Raw genomic sequence first — 16,522 nt, 5'->3', positions numbered from 1 at the left:
TGGGCGAACAGGGCTTCGCGAATCGCGTTCTCGCTGTTTTCGGTGGCGAACACCAGGGTCACGGTGCGGCGGTCGCCGCCGTAGGGGTCGTACTCCATGAACACCGGGTCGTGTACATCCGAGTTGCCCAGCATGGTCAGGTTATGCTCGATGCACCAGGCGTGGGCCTCGGGGTAGTAGTCCGGGCCGTTGGCCAATTCGATCCCGTGCATCCAGCCGCGGGCCAGAAGGCTGTCCTGAGCCTCGTGCCAGTAGGTGGGAGCGTGCTCCTGGCGCCAGCCCGGGTGGTTCCACCAGACAAATCCCCCCTGCTTGACCGCCGCGCCCACCGCCTCCAGGAGGTTCTTGCGGTCGGTCGGGGCGATGGAGTCGAGGAACAGAGCATTGTAATGTCCGGTCGGAATCTCCTTGGTGATCTCGGCCCCGCGGATCAGGGTGAGGCCCAGGGCCTGGGCCGCGGGCAGGGCAATCTGGTAGGGGCGCTCGACATTCTTTGGCAGGTCGGCGCTGTGCGGGGTGTACTCGTTGTGGTCGGTGATGGAAAAAGCGTCCAGGCCCTCGCGCCAGGCCTCCTCCGCCCGCACCGTGGGCCAGACATCCCCATCGCTGAACACCGTGTGCATGTGGAAATCACACTGCAAGGTCCGGTAGCCCGGGATGCCGGGGATGGCGCGCTCAACCCGCTTGACCGTGCGGGCGTACAGCGACACGGAGGCGACCAGGGCAAGCAATGCGAGCAGGACGGCAGTCTGGCGCAATAATCGTCGGCTGGGCATCGGGGTCTCCTAAAGGGCGCTGTGGTTCCGGCCGGTTCAGCGACATGGCTGGCAGGGTGGACTGTTCTCAAACTACTTATCAAAGATAATTATATTCCCGCCCGCAGGCAAAATAGAAATCAACTATTCCGTTGCAGATTCGGAAACCATATTTCTTGACCCCGCAGTCCGGCAAGAGCATATTCCCTGGAGAGAAAACATAACCGAGGGCAAGGGAGGGATTTCTGGACGCAGACTGGCTCATCCGTAAACTGGCCCTGGAGCCGCACCCCGGCGAGGGCGGCTATTTCCGCGAGACCTACCGCAGCCGCACGCGGTTCGTCAAGGACGCGCCGGGAAATCACTACGGCGCGGACCGCAGCCTGTCCACGGCCATCTACTACCTGCTGACCGAGAAGTCTTTTCGGCCATGCACCGTCTGCGCACGGATGAGATTTTCCATTTCTACCTGGGCGACCCGGTGCGGCTCTTTCTGATCCCGGAGGGGGGCGCGCCGCGGACAATCGTCATGGGGCAGGACCTGCAACGTGGCCAGACCGTGCAGGCGCTGGTCCCGGCCGGGGCCTGGCAGGGCCTGGCCCTGGCGCCGGGCGGCTCGTTTGCCCTGCTGGGGACCACCGTGGCCCCAGGGTTCGAGTACGAGGATTTCGAGCTGGGCCGCCGCGAGGAGCTTGTGGCACGGTTCCCGGACCAGCGTGAGACAATCGAGAGATTAACCATACGGTGAGGTGGGGGGATATGTCCGGTGTTTTCGCTGCCAGGGGCCGTCTGGCCATGTTCTGCTGCATTCTGCTCTGTGCCGCAGCTCCGCTTTGGGCGGTCAGCCGCAACGACCTTCCCGCGCGTAAGACTGTCAACGGCAGCCTCGATTTCGGCGGGCTGAACTGGAACCGGATCGACTGGTCCTGGAACGGCGGGCTGTACCACGGATACTCGGGGCTGGACGGCAGCCGGCTGGTGCTGCAACTGGAGAGACCCGGCGGAGTGGGCGCGCAGCTCGAAACGCCGCGCACCTACCTCTACGGCCTGTACGAGTGCGACCTCCGCCTGCCCGAGCCGACCACCGCGCCGCAGGGGGCCACGGTCGGGTTTTTCATCTACTCCGACATCGACGGCGAGCGGTTCCAGGAGATCGATATCGAAATCCTCACCGCCAAGCCGGAATATATCTATTTCACCCTGCACAACTACGAGTTCGGCAGCATCGACGCCTGGCAGCACTCCTACACGTTCCGGATCAAGTTGCCCGAGGCGCCGGCCGGCACTTTCCACCGCATGGGCTTCGCCTGGGGCGCGGACAGCCTGGCGTTCCTGCTGAACGGCCAGGTGCCGGAGGACGCGGACAGCGTGTCGGGCGGCGGGGCCTCCCAGCCAGACCGGATTTTCAAGAGCAACCGTCGCCCGGTGTTCCGGGGCGATATCCCCAACAAGCCGGGGCCGCTGATCCTTAACCTCTGGTGCGGCTCCTCCTGGAGCGGCTCCGCTCCGGCGGGAACCACTCCGCTGCGTATGGAGCTGCGCCGGATCGTGCTGCCCGCCGCGGATGGCAACGGCAGCCAGACCCTGATCCGCCCCTGCGACCAGGACGGCGACGGGAAGGCCGGGCCGTCGGATGTCTGGCGCCTGCTGCGGCGTATCGGCTCGGGGCAGGACGGCGCTGCGGCGGATGACTGGGACGGGGACGGGCATCTGGGGCTGTTCGACGCTCTGCGGCTGCTGCGCGAGATACTGAGCGGCGACTGCCCGGAGTGCGGCGCCTGAGCCGCGCGGGCCGCGGCCCGGTTTTCATTGCCAAGCCCCGGCGGGATGTGTTATCTTGTAACACGTTTATTTTTAAGCCGTTGCATTGAGCCAGCCCTTCCGCCGCGCCGCCGTACGGAGTTCAGTCTCCGGCGGATGGCTTCTGTCCGGCACTTTCCCCCGCGCGCGATGTAACGTCTGCCCCAATACCTGTGGCCGGAGGCCTGTCTTGAAGCGCGATCTTCTGACTGTTTTTCTCCTGAGCACTCTTCTCACCGCCCTGTCCGGACTGACAGCGCAGTGCGGGGCGATAAAAATACTCTCCAAGGTCAAGGGCATAGTGTCGGGCTCGGACAGCCCGAGCCAGGCGCAGCTCGACTCGCTCCAGCACAGCGGGGGCCGTCTGGCTCCGGCCCTGGCCGCGGTCCCCACGCAGCGCCGGACCAAGGTAATGGCCGGACTGGCCACGGCCGCCCGTGAGGCTGGGCTCTCCATCGGTGATCTGGCAGGTTGCTGGAACACCCCCGGCTGGAACAACCGCACCTTCGAGGATTTCTGGGAGCATGTCGCCCGCGGCGCGGATGAGGACCTGGCTTGCCGTCAGGCGCGCGCCCTGTCGCTGGCCCTGGCCGCGCGGAGCGACCACGGCGCGGCGGTGGAGGCGCTGGCGTTCAGCGCGGCTGGGGAGGCGGTCCTGCTGGACAGCTCGGGTGTGACCTGGCAAGACAAGGATTCCCCGGCCCGGTACTGGGGCTGGAGCGACCTGTCCGGGCTGGACCTGGATACGGGAGCCGCGCTGGGCCTGCGCCCGGCAGAGCGGCGGCTGATTGTCCTGCAGCGCGACAAGGAGGTCTACGACCGCACCCCCGTGCTGACAGCGTGGCCGCTGGTGTTCAGTGCCGGGCTGGAGCCGGCCTTGGAGGCTGCGCGCAGAGCCCACGGCATGCCGCGACGAGCCTTGAGCCTGGTCTGCCTGCGCGAGGACTGCGGCCTGGTCTGCGCCGCCGACAGCACGGTGACCTACTGGGAACGTCTGGAGGCGGACGGCGTGCGCACCTGGGTGCGGCGCACTTTCGCTTTCCGCGACATCGAGACCGTGTTCCTCGAATCCAAGTTGCGCAGCGATCATGCCTCACTGATCACGGTGAGCGGGGTGCTGGATTTCGACAAGCTGGAGGCCCCGGAGCAGACCGCTTTCCGCGCGCTCAAGCGCCGGATCGAGTCGGTCAGCCCGCGCGCCGGCTACGAGCTGGGCGGCCTGCGCCTGGATGACCGCTATTACCTGTACGAGCTGCCCGAGGCGGCCGAATGCCTGAGCCGCGAGGTGCCGCTGGAGCCGGGTGAGGTAGTCCTGGCCCTGGCCTCGGCCGGCACGGCCCGCCTGGACCGCGAGTCCCTGAAAAGCCTGGGCCTTTCGGCCGGCAACCTGTTCAACTGGTCGGGCACGGTGAGTGGGGTGGCCGGGCGACTGGGCAGCCAGATGCTGAATCGCGGCCTCAGCCGTATCTCGTTCGCCGCGGTCACCAGCAAGCGATTCATCCTGTACCGCAACGGCGAGATCAAGACCTACGCCCTGGCCGAGGGCCTGCCGTTCGCTCTCAAGAAAGATAAGGTCCTGGCCTCGGGGGTGGATTTCTACGCCCGCGATTTCTTCGAGGAGGGCAAGCCGCTGCTGGAGGACGTGCACCAGGCCCTGGCCCAGCGTTTCCTGGACGCCTCCAAGAAAATCGTGAGTGGCAACTACGATTTCTCCATCGCCGCCGGGTCCACCACGCCGGAACTGACTGTCGCCGGCCTGAAAGACCGTCTGAACAAGGAGAAAGATCAGCGCCTGGGCCAGGCGGGACAGGCCCTGCAGGAAAAACTGCCCTCCGGCGGACTGCTGAACCAGGCCGGAGCCGCGGCGGCCGGAGCGTTCCAGCTCGGGGACAACGAGAAGGGATACGCCGGGATGCTGCGCACGTTCCTGTCCGACAAGGCCCGCGACAGCAACGCCCCGCTTCTCGAAAGCCTGCGCCAGGCCTCCGGGATCGACAGCTCCCGCGCCGCCGAGATCGAGCGCCAGGTGCGGCGCGAGCTGGGACTGGACATGGAGATCAAGCCCAACGAGATGGGCTTTGTCGGGATGCTGCGCCGGTTCGCCGGCGAGGGTAGCCTGGAGCGCAATGCCGGGCTCTTGCAGTCCCTGGCCGCGGCCTCCGGGGTCGACACGGCGCGCGCCCGCGTGCTGACCGAGTTCGTCGCCCGCGAGAGCCAGGCCGCCGCGCCCTCGGAGGCGGCCCCGGCGGAAAACTGCTCACCCGACAGCGCCTCGGTTGCGCCGGACAGTTGCACCGCGCCCTGAAAAGGACGGTGCAGTGAGCCGTAGTTTCAGATGAATGGGCACGGTGCCCCGTGCAAGTTAACTTGGATCAAATTTCCCTCAGTCCCAAGTAGTGTCCGGTTTGGGAACTTGCTGTGCTGAATCGAAAGATTGCTTTCTGCTTTGGTTTCGGCCAAAGCAGCAAAGCCAGCGGGGGCCGCGAACTCGTCCGAGCCGCGACTCTGCCTTGACCTTAAGTGTTTACGGAGTCTTGATTCCGCTGCCGCGTTGCAGCGGCGGCGCTGCCGCGAATCGCCGCCGGACCGCGGAGCACCTGCTGCCCCGACCGTTTCACGCGCACATCTCCACGCTGCCTTGGCGGGAGGCTCAGACAGGCGCGGCCACCCAAGACAACTGCGACGGCCTGCCGGCCGCAGGTGGGTTGGCTGTGAGGCTCAGTTGAGACATATTGAAATCTTAATTTGATTAGTACCCGCAAATCCCACGATTCCCCTGGAACACAGCGCCTCAACTCCCGGAGGGAAAGAGCGATGCTGGAACCCCGGCCCCATCCCCGCTGCTGTCTGCTTGCCGCTTCCGTGATTATCCTTTCAGCCGTGCTCCTGGCCTGCGCCAAAGCGCCGGAGAAGGTGGTGGTCACCCCCGAGGGCCTGGACAGCGTGCTGGTCAACCCAGGCATGGGTTTCACCACTTTCTACAGTTTCAACGGGGATGAGCGCAACGCGAACCACCCGGAGTGCTCGATCGCCTATTTCCGCTGGTATTGGAAAGATTTGGAGCCGCGCGAGGGCGAGGTCAATTTCGGCCTGATCGACTCGATCCTGGCGCTCTGCCACAGCCACGGCCAGCGCCTGGCATTCCGCGTGATGTGCCAGAACGGGCATGAGGACGCGGACAAGTCGCCGGATGACGCCCTGGAGGCGCCGCGCTGGTTCCATGACAGCGCCCCCGGGTTCCTCTACCCGGACAAGCGCCACTGGCAGCCGGACTACGACTCGCCGCGTTTCCTGGAGGCCCACGGCAGGCTGATCCGGGAACTGGGCGCGCGTTATGACGGGCACCCGGACCTGGACCACGTGGATATCGGCTCGGTCGGGCGCTGGGGCGAGTGGCACACCTCCGGCCTCAACCTGCCCATGCCCAAGGCCGAAAATTCTTTCAAGGTGATCGATTTCTACCTGGAGAGTTTCACGCGCACGCCCCTGGTGATGAACGTGGACGAGGGCCCGGCCCTGGACTACGCCCTGGAGCACGGCACCGGCTGGCGCGCCGACTGCCTGGGCGACCTGCGCCCCGGCTGGAGCCACATGCGGGTGGCCTACCCGGCCCTGTTTGAGGACCACCGTCAGATCGGCCAGGTTTGGGAGCACGCCCCGGTAATGTTCGAGACCTGCTGGAACATGCTCCACTGGCAGGAAATGGGCTGGGACCCGGATTCGATCTTCGCCACGGCGCTGGCCTGGCACGTCTCGGTGCTCAACAACAAGTCGTTCCCCGTGCCCGAGGGCTGGTGGCCGCGGGTGCAACAGTTCGAGAAAAAAATGGGCTACCGTTTTGTCCTGCACAGCCTGGAACACCCCTCCTCAGTTAAGAGCGGCGAGAGCGCGGCGGTGGTGATGGACTGGGAGAACGCGGGCGTGGCCCCCTGCTACCGGTGCTACCCGCTCACTTTCGAGCTGCGGCCGGAGAGCGGCGGCGAGGCCACGCTGGTCCGCACGAGTGTGGATATCCGGCGCTGGCTGCCTGGGAAGCGCCGCGAGCTGGTGCCGCTTGAGGCGCCGGCCGACCTGGCCCCGGGCCGCTACAGCCTGGGCCTGGCCCTGGCCGACTCGGCCAGCGGCGCGCCCATGGTGCGCCTGGCAATCGCCGGCCGCGACCCGGACGGCTGGTACCGTCTGAGCCGGATCGACATCCGCTGAAAGCCTTCTATCCTGTGGAATCGGGCCGGTCAGCCAAGAGGCCGAAAAAAACCCTGGCGGACTCTGTCCGCCAGGGTTTGGTATTAAGAACGATTGTAATTTCAGCCGCGCTCAGTTGCAACTGTTTTCGTTGTGCTCGTCGACCTTCGATTCGCCGTCAAGCCAGACATTGGCGTCCACAACCATGTCGGAAGGGCAGAGGCAGGAATACGAAATGGACGAGCTGTGCGGATCGCAGTCGGTCCAGTCATGCTGGTAGGACCTGTAGCCGCAATCCCCTTGTATCATCAGGGCGTGACGCAGGGTACCCGTCCAACAGGAGTTGGTGGAGGCCCCGGCGAAACCCCATATACGGCTGCCTACGAAATCGATGTCGGCATAGCCGGTATGGTTTGGATCACAGGCGAGAACAGTGACAGGCTGGCCTTTGGTCTTATTCAGGAAGTCTTCACGAGATTTATTCATCGCCTTGTCTAACTGCTCCTTGCTCGAATACGAGTATACGACTCCACTTTTCAACTCGCTTACACCATCCCACATCACCGGAGTCATCCATGTTTCCTGCCACGGGCCATCGCCGTCCTTAATCCGCACCAGCACCAGGCCATCCGTCGCTTCGGTCTGCTGCCCGAGCATATCCGTGGAGGCAGTCGGCATCTGGCTGTTGCTGTTGTCTTTGCAGGAAATGAACAGCACCGGCAATAACGCCGCGAGGATCAGGGTTCTAAAGAACTTCAGCATAGCGCCCCCTTTGGCAATGGTGAGAAAAAGCCATAAACTGAAACAATCGTTGTATTTATTCCATAGACACCTCCGGTTGGCGTCCAGATATTTATCCCGCAAACGGCGGGAAACATGTGTAATTGGATATATTATTGCTTGTCTGGATTGCCTGATGTTTTTACAACATTAAACACATTCTTGAATGTTCTTTATATTTGCGACAAAAAGCAATATGCAACATGTAACAATTTATATGTATTCCGCTGAGGCCTGGTAAACATCTCGATATCCTGTTATTTGTGGTTTGTCGTCGTTTTAATCAAATAATTATATGTGTCTATCGCTTGAATGTCAAGTCAAACAATGAGGCCTCCGTTTGCCCGCGCGGGATGAAAATGGGAAGAAAACCTCTCGCCTTCAGCCCCCAAGTGTGTTATTCTTTTTCCCGCTGTTGTGGGACATATTCACAAACCGCTCCGGGGCGGCGGTGCGCCTGGCTGTCGCCGGCCGCGACATGGACGGCTGGTGCCGCCTGAGCCGGATCGACATTAAATAGGATCATCCCTTTTTCTGGAAACGGAGCGGAACGGATGCGAAGAACATCTATGATTCTGGCAGCGATCCTGTTTGCGGCTGCCGGGTGCGACAGGCTACAGCCGGGGTTCCGCGACCTGTTCGACGGGCGCAGCCTGAGCGGCTGGCACGCCGAGGGCGGCCGGATCGAGAGCTGGAGCGTGCAGGACGGTGTCCTGAGCTGTGTCGCACCGGGCGGCGGGTTCCTGACCAGCGACAGCCTGTACGGCGATTTTGTCCTAAGTCTCGACTGGCGCATCTTCGCGGGCGGCAACAGCGGCGTGGGGCTGCGCTATCCCTCGGACTCGCATGTCAGCCAGGCCGGGATGGAGATCCAGATCCTGGACGACGATGCCGAGATACACAAGGATATAAAGCCGGCCCAGCACACGGGCAGCATCTACCTCCAGGTGCCGGCGCGCCAGGGTGCGGCGAAACCCCTGGGCCAGTGGAACCGTTACACTATCACCTGCCAGGGGCCGCTGGTGGTGATCGTACTCAACGGGCAGGAGGTGGTGCGCGCGAACATGGACCAGGAGACCGAGGGCCACGAGGGCCTCACCCCCCTGGCCCAGAGGCCGCGCAGCGGGCATATCGGCCTGCAGAGCCATGACACCCGGGTGGATTTCAGGAACATCCAGCTCAAGAAGCTCTGACGTGCGGACAAAAGAAAAGCCGCCCCGGGAAGGCGGCGGCCTTATGCGCGGTGAATCCTGTTGTCCGGCTCTTACAGCATCGGGCTCATCAGCAGCGTGAAGTAGATGACCATGCCGAGCACCGCGTTTCCGATAAGCTTGAGAGTATCGCTGGTGGTCATTTATTCCTCCGGTAAGGGTTGGTTTTCCAGTTGTTTGTCTCATCGGCTTTCATAGTATCTGACTGCGGACCCGCCGGAATGGTTTCATTTTTTGAAGGCTGGATTCTTTTCTGGTAAGAGGACAATCCCACCCCTGACAGAGGAGTGTCGGATGCGGAAACTGTTTCTGACTGCGCTGGCCTTGGCGGCCGGAATGTTCATCACTGCCGGTGCGGGGCTGCGGGCGGCCCAGCCGGGCGAGGCTTTGCTTGCGGGTTCCTCTTTTGCCTCGGTCGAGGCGGCGGCAGCCGCGGGCTGGGAGCAGTACGCCCAGCGGGAAGGGATCAGCCCGGAGTTCAGCGTGGCCGAGGCCCCCAGCCTGGGCGGGCCGGGCAGCCTGGCCCTCTATGGGGCCTCCAACAGCGTGGTGCGCGGCTGCTGGCGCAACACGGTGAAAGGGATCGAGGCTGGCAAGTTCTACAGTTTCGAGGCCTCTTTCGCCGCGCAGGGGGTGGATTACAGCCACAACACCGTTTTCGCCCGCCTGGACTGGCTGGATGCCAAGGGCGCGCAGGCCGGCCAGCGCGTGTATGTGCCCGAGCTGGACAAGAGCGGCCCCTGGCGGAAAGTGGGGATCACCTGCCGCGCTCCGGAGAACGCGGTCGCCGTGCGGGTGGAGCTGTTCCTGAGCCAGGACCCTCAGGCCCGCGCCTGGTGGGATGACATCCGTCTGACCCGCGCCGCCGACCCGCCCCACCGTCCGGTGCGGCTGGCCACGGTCAACTGCCGTCCCGGCGGCACCAAGACCCCGGCCGAGAGCGTGGAGCAGTTCTGCGCGGTGCTGGAGCAGGCTGGGCAGCAGAAAGCCGACATTGTCTGCCTGGGCGAGGGGGTGAACATGATCGGCACCTACAAGGAATACGCCGAGATCGCCGAGCCGATCCCCGGCCCGACCACCGGGCGCCTGGGCGAGCTGGCCCGCAAGTACAAAATGTACGTGGTGGCGGCCCTGGGCGAGCGCGAGGGGCAAGCGATCTACAACACCGCCGTGCTGATCGACCGTCAGGGCAAAGTGGCGGGCAAGTACCGCAAGGTCTACATCCCGGAGGGCGAGTTCGACCAGGGCGTGGCCCAGGGCGACTCCTACCCGGTGTTCGACACCGATTTCGGCCGGATCGGGATCATGATCTGCTGGGACAGCTGGTTTGTCGACCCGGCGCGCGCGCTCAGCCTTCAGGGCGCCGAGGTGATTTTCCTGCCGATCTGGGGCGGGAACCAGACGATGATATGCTCCCGGGCGATGGAGAACCACGTATTCCTGGTCAATTGCGGCTACGACTGCCCCAGCCGGATCTACGGCCCCTGGGGTGAGCTGATGGCCGAGGCCAAGGAGCGCCCCGGCGTGGCCACGGTGGATATCGACCTCAACTACCCGCCGGCCTGCCCGTTCCCCTGGCCGCTGCCGGACACCCGTCTGATCCTGCTGCAGTCCCTGCGCAACGACATTCATCCACCGGCGCTGGAGCGCTGAGCAAAAAGAAGTATAGAAGAGACAGGGAGATACAAAGAAGGGCCGCCCGGAAAGGCGGCCCTTTCTGTTTGTCGGCATCCGGATATTCAGGCCGCCGGTGATTGTCAGGTTGTTACTTCGGGCGTGGTGGGCGCAGGTTCCGTCTGAGCCGCAGCGGTGGAGGGCTCGGCTGCGGTCTGCGGGGCGAGCATGGCCCTCAGGCGCGCGATCTCGGTCCGGCAGCGCGACGCCAGGCGCTCCTTGTCGCGGCGGAAGGTCTCGGCCAGGGTGCCCAGGCTGCGGTCGAGGCTGTGGGCGCCGCCGCGGCAAAGGTGGCGCTCCAGGTGCTCGAATGCCACCTCGCGGTCGTGCCAGTCGCCCAGCAGGCCGTGCAGGCGCTTGACCCGCCCGACAAACAGCCTCTCGCCGCCCAGCCGTCCGAAACAGGCCCGGGTGATCTCCCAGGTGTAATGGGTCTGCTTGGCCCGGGTGCGCAGCTCGTGCAGCACGGAGTCATTCTCATCCGCGCGGCAGGCCAGGTCGAGGAACTCGCCCTTGAGCTGGTGGTAACGGGCCTCGGCCCGGGGGAGGCTGGCCTCGGCGCTCAGGGCGGCCAGGGCCTGCTGGAGACGGCCGGCCGCCGTGCCCAGGGCCTCGGGCGGCTCCGGGGCGCATGAGGCGAGGAAATCCCGTTTCAGCCGCGCCTCGAGGTGCTCCAGAAACACGCGGAACGTTTCCGGTTTCTGTTTCAGCCGCCGGGTGGAGTGGTCGAACAGATCGAGCTGCACCTGGATGTCGCGCAGACGCCGGGTGGCGCGGGCCAGGGCGCGGAAAGGACGGAACTCGCGCCGGGCGTGGAAATTCGGGTCCAGGGCCTCGGTCAGGGCGAACAGCGCCCGCGTGCGTTTCAGGTGGACGCGCAGGTCGTGCACGGCCTCCGCGTCCACACTCTCGCGCGCCCGGGCATAGTTGTCCCGGATGCCTTTCAGGCGCTTTTCCAGATAGGTCAGGATTTTTTTACGGAACACCGCGACGCCTTCCTGTCTCTCAACCGGCGGAGAGGATACGGCTGCGGCCGCCGGTCGCGTACCGCTCGTAGAGAAGGTGGATGATCCCGTCCGCCACCCCGATCTTGGGCACGATCAGGTGGTCGATCCGGCACCATTTCATCACGTTCAGGTAGATGTCCGTGGCCTGCACGATCACATCCGCCCGGTCGGGCCTGAGGCCCAGGACCTTGATCCGGTCCTCCAGGCTGTAGGAGGCCAGATAGTCGCGCATCTCGCGCAACTTGCGGATGGGCATCGGACGGTCCTCTTTTTTGCGCAGTATCTTGAGGATGGTGTTGATGTTGCCGCCGGTGCCGATCCCGGCCATGGGCGTGTGGCCCAGCGTGTTGACCCGCAGCCAGTCTTTCATCTCGCTCCACTGCGCCTCCCCCACCAGGCCGTGCAGCATCCGCACCGTGCCCACCGGGAACGAGCGCGAGAAAACGTTGGCCCCGCGGTCGAACAGGCTCACCTCGGTGCTGCCGCCGCCCACCTCGATGTAGAGGTACGAGCTGTCGTGGCGCATCTCCTCGGCGATATGCGTGGAGTATATTATCTCCGCCTCCCGCTGCCCGTCGATTATCTCCACCTCGATGCCGGTCTGACGGTGAATTTCCTCGATGATCTGGGCGGCGTTCGAGGCGTTGCGCATGGCCGAGGTGGCATAGGCCAGGTAATCCACCGGCTGGTGGATTTCGATCAGGTGCTTGAAGGCGATCATGGCCTTGATTACGGCCAGCGACTTGTCGAGTGAAATCCGCCCCGTGGGGAAAGCGTCCTCGCCCAGGCGTATGGGCACCCGGGTGAGGGAGAGCTTCTTGAAGACCGGTGTGTCGGTGTCCGTGTAAACGTTCTCGAAAAGCAGTCTGATCGCGTTGGAGCCGATATCTATCGCTGCGAAGAGCACTCTGTCTAACCCTCTTTCCTGTTCTTGCCGTGGTCTGATTTAGCTTTGTACCTCTCGTGCAGGGCCAGTTGCGAGCGGACCGGGGTCTGGCCGGAGATTCGGCGGTAGCGGTTCTCGCGGGTGCCGTCCAGCACGCGCGCTTTCACGCTGTCCCGCAACTGGATATCCAGGAAGGCGGCCAGTTCGGCCTGGATGGCCGGGTCGAAGATCGGGCAGATTATCTCCACCCGTCGGTCGAGGTTACGGTCCATCAGGTCGGCCGAGCTGATAAAATAGAGCGGCTGGCCGTTGTTGCAGAAAACGAAGATGCGTGAGTGCTCGAGATAGCGGTCGACGATGCTGATCGCGCTGATGTTCTCGCTCAGTCCCGGCACCTGCGGCACGAGCGAGCAGATCCCCCGCACGATCATCTCGATTTTCACCCCCGCCTGGCCCGCGCCGTAGAGCTTGTCGATCATCCGGCTGTCGGACAGGCTGTTCAGCTTGAGCCGGATCCAGGCCGGGCGGCCTTTCCTGGCGTTGCGCTTCTCCCGGTCGATCAGCTCGCAAAGGCGGTCACGCATGAAAAACGGCGCCACCAGCAGGTGGTCGTAGCTGGCGGTGCGGTAGTTGCGCTCGAAGAAACGGAAAATTTTCTCCACGTCGCCGGTGATACGCGGATCGGTGGTGAAAAAGCTGTGGTCACTGTATATCTTGGCCGTGGCCTCGTTGTAGTTGCCGGTGCTCACGTTGACATAGTTCACCAGGCCGCCCTGCTCGCGACGGGTGATCAGCAGCAGCTTGGCGTGCACCTTGAGGTCCGGCACGCCGTAGAGCAGCTTGACCCCTTCCTCGATCAGGCGGTCGGCCCAGAAGATGTTGGCTTTCTCGTCGAAACGCGCTTGCAGCTCCATGACCACTGTCACCTGCTTGCCGTTGCGCGCGGCGTTGATCAGGGAGTTGACCACGTTGGAGTTGCGCGCCAGACGGTAGAGGGAAATCTTGATCGAGACCACTTTCGGGTCGATCGAGGCCTCGCGCAGCAGGTCGATGAAATGGTTGAACGTGTGGAAAGGATAGTTGATCAGGAGGTCCCGGTTACGCATAACGCTCATCACGCTCACGTTCGGCCCCAGCTCCGGGTGCTGCAAGGTCGGCAGAGGCGCGTAGCGCAGCTCGGGGTGGCCCACCGAGGGGAACCCCATGAAATCCTTCAGGTTGTGGTAGCGCCCTCCCGGCACCTGTGTGTCGGTGTTGGTGAGCTTGAGACGGCGCATCAGGCTCTTGAGGAACGGCTCCGGGATGCGGGAGTCGTAGACGAAACGCACCGGCACGCCGCGCTCGCGTTTTTTCAGGCTCTTGGAGATATTTTCCATGAAGCTGATCGTAATATCGTCCTCGATGTCCAGCTCGGCATCACGGGTGAGCTTGATCGTGTAGGCGTCGAAAATCTTGTAATCAAAGGTGGAGAAAATGTCCTCCAGCCCCACCCGGATGATGTCATCCAGCAGGATGATCCGCACCTCGTTCTCATTGCGGGGCAGCACCACGAACCGGGAGAGCACGCTGCTGGGAACTTCGATCAAGGCGTGTCGCGGTTTGGCCGAGGTCTCCTTTTTCAGCAGGCGCACGGCCAGGTAGATTGAATGGTCATCCAGCACGGGCAGGGAGTCGAGGTAGTCGATCATCAGCGGGAACAGACGGGCGCGCACCTCGTTGTGGAAAAAATCGCGGGCATACTCGCTTTCGGCCTTGGTGAGCTGGGTTTCGCTGACCAGGAAAATCCCCCGGCTGCGCAACTCGCGCAGGATATCCTCGAAGATGATGTCGATGCGGTCCTGCTGCTCCAGCACTATATGCTGGATGTCGTTGAGGATCTCGACCGGGTACTCGCCGACCAGGGCGCTGGCTTTTTTCCCGGCGGCGGCCATGCGCTTGATCGTGGCCACGCGCACGCGGAAAAACTCATCCAGGTTGGAGGAGAAAATGCCCAGGAACCGCAGACGCTCGATCAGTGGAGTGTCCGGATCGGCGGCCTCCTGAAGCACCCGCTCGTTGAACGAAAGCCAGCTTATATCCCGGTTGATGTACCTGCCGCTGCTCATAGATGGCTGCCCCTGCCCCGCATTGTGGATCCCACGGTGCTTAAATTTTATTATCCCGCTCCGCGGCCTCGAATTTCTTGGCCGCCCGCGCCTTGACCCGCGCGGCGAATTTGCGGGCCAGCTCGCGCACGAACTTGGGCACGCTCTTGTCCATCTTGACCGCGGTGACCAGGTCGGCCTCCTTGAGCACCTCCATCACCGCGCGGCTCAGGTTGCGCTCGAGGTCTTTGATGAAGGCTTTGCCCTCGAGCACAGCCCCCTGTGCGCCGGGGAAATGGAACAGGGTAACCCGGCCGGAGCCCGAAGTGAGTTCCTCCCAGTGCTCGATCTCGATCTCTATCCGCAACAGGCCGCTGGTCGGGATGTCGCGGTGGAAATCCGGGGCCAGGAACCGCGCCAGGTCGGTGAGCTGCGGATCGTGACCCACCAGCATCACCTGTTCGCAGTCCTCCTCCAGAGTCTGGAGGATGTTGAACAGCGTGCTGGCCGGCTGGTCGTAGATCGCCTTGCGGGTACGGATGCGCTTGGAGGGGTAGTTGAACTGGCGCGCGAAAATCCGCGCCGTGGCCACCGCCCGCACGGCCGGACTGGAGATTATCACCCCGGGAAGGGCGTCCTGGGAGACCAGGTACTCGGCCACCTGACGGGCGTCTTTCTGGCCGCGCTTGATCAGTTCCCGCTCGAAATCCGGGTAGCTGGCGTTACGTTCCACCGCTTTGGCGTGGCGAACCAGGTACAGAGTTTTCATAATCACTCCGGGTAAAGTGTTGATTCGTCCGCTGTGTTCAGAAAGCCCCGGCTGGACACTGGAGGGCCGCCATAGATTCTACCCGCGTCACCGGCTTCCATCAAGATAATGCGTGCCGAAAACATCTCATAATTGTTATATTTGTTATAAATCATGTTTTGCAAACCGAAATCTAACATTATGCGCCGGCGGCGGCCCCGGCCAGGGCCTCACTCAGCAGACGGGCATCCGTTTCGATCTGGGCCGGGTCATCCCCGGTGAAAAACCCCACGCACATCGCGTCGCCGGGGCGCATGCATGCAGCCGCTGTCCTGAACGCCGCCTCCGGTTCGTTACGGCCCGCGGCAAGCACCTTGAAATGGATCACGGGACGGGAGAGGGTGGTGATGAGCGTTACCATCTCGGTACGGTTGTCTTCAAGAAAATATTCTGTTTCAGTGTGTACATGCTCCGGGTGTTGGTCGCGGGGGATCGGATTGTAGTACGAACACAAATAAAAATCCAGATCCAGGTGTTCCTCGGCCCAGCGGAACACGCCGGGCAGGTGCCCGGCCACCGCGGCCAGCATACCGGCTTTCTTGATCAGGTCGATCACCGGGACGATCTCATTCAATCTGCCGTTCAGGTACAGGTGGTCCATCAGTCCGCCGTGGATATGGCAGGCTACCGCGCCTCCCTCCACCGCCCGTTCCACACTCAGGTGCTGGGGGGCCACCTCCGGGCAGGTCTGGGCGAACCATTGAAGACATCCTCCCTCAGCCCGGTGTTCCAGCAGCAGAGGAATCATGCGATTATCGGTGCGAGCTACGAGGGCGTTGATTCCGACCCGCTCGTACACCCGCAGGTCGGCCTTGATCCGTTCGGGTGTGTACCAACTCATCATGGCATGATCACGCACGGCGCCTTGATGGCTGAACCCACTGAACTGATTGCTGCCGCCTATCAAGCGGCTGACCCGGCGACCTCCGATATTCACATATTCCATTGCACTACTCTTTGATCGCTGATGAACTGTTATCATGCTCCCAGAGGTTGTCTGGCTGCCTCTGCCAGAGCTTTTTCCAGAAGACGGGCATCCGTTTCGATAATCTTTGGATCATCCCCGGTGAAGAACCCCACGCACACCGCGTCGTTAGCCCGCATCCGGGCGGCCACGGCCCGGAAAGTCGCCTCCGGGGCGTTGCGGCCCGCGGCCAGCACCTTGTAGTGGATCACCGGGCGGCTCAGCGTGGGGATGAGCGCGCACATGGACTCGCGGTCCTCCTCCTTGTAGTATTCAATCTCGCTGCGCACGTGCTCGGGATTGCGGTCGCGGGGCATAGGGTTGTAGTAGGAGCACATGTAGTAGTCCAGGTCCAGGTGCTCCTCGGCCCA

Annotated in this window: 13 protein-coding genes and 1 pseudogene; 6 read left to right on the top strand and 8 right to left on the bottom strand. The window is 63.3% G+C overall.

The features are described 5' to 3' along the window. Positions 1 to 776: PHP domain-containing protein (locus LLH00_17310; protein MCE5273038.1), on the bottom strand; the 776-nt coding region annotated here is incomplete at its 3' end. Between the two features lie 224 nt (positions 777 to 1,000). Here LLH00_17310 and LLH00_17305 point away from each other — a divergent pair. The 4 genes and pseudogenes from LLH00_17305 (at position 1,001) to LLH00_17290 (ending at position 6,758) form a co-directional block, all read left to right on the top strand. Then, positions 1,001 to 1,503: pseudogene (locus LLH00_17305) on the top strand (cupin domain-containing protein). Between the two features lie 11 nt (positions 1,504 to 1,514). Next, entirely contained in the window at positions 1,515 to 2,537 is a 1,023-nt protein-coding gene (locus LLH00_17300; GenBank protein MCE5273037.1) for a glycoside hydrolase family 16 protein, read from the top strand. A gap of 208 nt (positions 2,538 to 2,745) precedes the next feature. Continuing rightward, on the top strand, positions 2,746 to 4,860 hold the full coding sequence (locus LLH00_17295; GenBank protein ID MCE5273036.1) for a hypothetical protein: 2,115 nt from the start codon (positions 2,746 to 2,748) through the stop codon (positions 4,858 to 4,860). Positions 4,861 to 5,369: 509 nt separating this feature from the next. Then, positions 5,370 to 6,758 (top strand): DUF4832 domain-containing protein, encoded by a 1,389-nt coding sequence (locus LLH00_17290; GenBank protein ID MCE5273035.1) that lies wholly within the window; start codon positions 5,370 to 5,372, stop codon positions 6,756 to 6,758. Positions 6,759 to 6,869: 111 nt separating this feature from the next. Here the strand turns inward: LLH00_17290 and LLH00_17285 are convergent, their stop codons facing one another. Beyond that, the gene (locus tag LLH00_17285) at positions 6,870 to 7,499 is read right to left on the bottom strand and encodes a hypothetical protein (protein MCE5273034.1); all 630 of its coding nucleotides are present in this window, start codon (positions 7,497 to 7,499) and stop codon (positions 6,870 to 6,872) included. 572 nt (positions 7,500 to 8,071) lie between these two features. Between LLH00_17285 and LLH00_17280 the strand changes: the two genes are divergently transcribed. Continuing rightward, positions 8,072 to 8,710, top strand: coding sequence for a DUF1080 domain-containing protein (locus LLH00_17280; GenBank protein MCE5273033.1), 639 nt, complete (start codon positions 8,072 to 8,074; stop codon positions 8,708 to 8,710). Between the two features lie 312 nt (positions 8,711 to 9,022). After that, a complete protein-coding gene (locus LLH00_17275) occupies positions 9,023 to 10,381 on the top strand; it encodes a carbon-nitrogen hydrolase family protein (GenBank protein MCE5273032.1) in 1,359 nt (452 codons plus the stop codon). A 104-nt stretch (positions 10,382 to 10,485) separates the two neighbouring features. Here the strand turns inward: LLH00_17275 and LLH00_17270 are convergent, their stop codons facing one another. From LLH00_17270 to LLH00_17245, 6 genes are all read right to left on the bottom strand, one after another. Continuing rightward, positions 10,486 to 11,388, bottom strand: coding sequence for a CHAD domain-containing protein (locus LLH00_17270; GenBank protein MCE5273031.1), 903 nt, complete (start codon positions 11,386 to 11,388; stop codon positions 10,486 to 10,488). 19 nt (positions 11,389 to 11,407) lie between these two features. Then, positions 11,408 to 12,316: an exopolyphosphatase gene (locus tag LLH00_17265; protein ID MCE5273030.1), complete on the bottom strand. Its 909-nt coding sequence runs from the start codon at positions 12,314 to 12,316 to the stop codon at positions 11,408 to 11,410. A gap of 5 nt (positions 12,317 to 12,321) precedes the next feature. Next, positions 12,322 to 14,400, bottom strand: a complete 2,079-nt coding sequence (gene ppk1 / locus LLH00_17260; GenBank protein ID MCE5273029.1) for a polyphosphate kinase 1 — start codon at positions 14,398 to 14,400, stop codon at positions 12,322 to 12,324. A 40-nt stretch (positions 14,401 to 14,440) separates the two neighbouring features. Continuing rightward, positions 14,441 to 15,148 carry a histidine phosphatase family protein gene (locus tag LLH00_17255; GenBank protein MCE5273028.1) on the bottom strand — a complete coding sequence of 236 codons (708 nt, stop codon included), beginning with the start codon at positions 15,146 to 15,148 and terminating at the stop codon, positions 14,441 to 14,443. Positions 15,149 to 15,326: 178 nt separating this feature from the next. Next, entirely contained in the window at positions 15,327 to 16,031 is a 705-nt protein-coding gene (locus LLH00_17250; protein MCE5273027.1) for a hypothetical protein, read from the bottom strand. A 134-nt stretch (positions 16,032 to 16,165) separates the two neighbouring features. After that, positions 16,166 to 16,522, bottom strand: a 357-nt coding sequence (locus LLH00_17245) for a hypothetical protein (GenBank protein MCE5273026.1), incomplete at its 5' end; no start/stop codon positions are given.

The organism is bacterium, from assembly GCA_021372515.1.
Lineage (GTDB): Bacteria > Gemmatimonadota > Glassbacteria > GWA2-58-10 > GWA2-58-10 > JAJFUG01.
This window is presented reverse-complemented; position numbering and strand designations above follow the sequence as displayed.

Excerpts from the sequence above, each read along its gene's own strand:
- LLH00_17300 (MCE5273037.1), top strand. The coding sequence starts at position 1,515 with ATGTCCGGTGTTTTCGCTGCCAGGGGCCGTCTGGCCATGTTCTGCTGC.
- LLH00_17290 (MCE5273035.1), top strand. The coding sequence starts at position 5,370 with ATGCTGGAACCCCGGCCCCATCCCCGCTGCTGTCTGCTTGCCGCTTCC.
- LLH00_17285 (MCE5273034.1), bottom strand. The coding sequence starts at position 7,499 with ATGCTGAAGTTCTTTAGAACCCTGATCCTCGCGGCGTTATTGCCGGTG.
- LLH00_17280 (MCE5273033.1), top strand. The coding sequence starts at position 8,072 with ATGCGAAGAACATCTATGATTCTGGCAGCGATCCTGTTTGCGGCTGCC.
- LLH00_17275 (MCE5273032.1), top strand. The coding sequence starts at position 9,023 with ATGCGGAAACTGTTTCTGACTGCGCTGGCCTTGGCGGCCGGAATGTTC.
- ppk1 (MCE5273029.1), bottom strand. The coding sequence starts at position 14,400 with ATGAGCAGCGGCAGGTACATCAACCGGGATATAAGCTGGCTTTCGTTC.
- LLH00_17255 (MCE5273028.1), bottom strand. The coding sequence starts at position 15,148 with ATGAAAACTCTGTACCTGGTTCGCCACGCCAAAGCGGTGGAACGTAAC.
- LLH00_17250 (MCE5273027.1), bottom strand. The coding sequence starts at position 16,031 with ATGATGAGTTGGTACACACCCGAACGGATCAAGGCCGACCTGCGGGTG.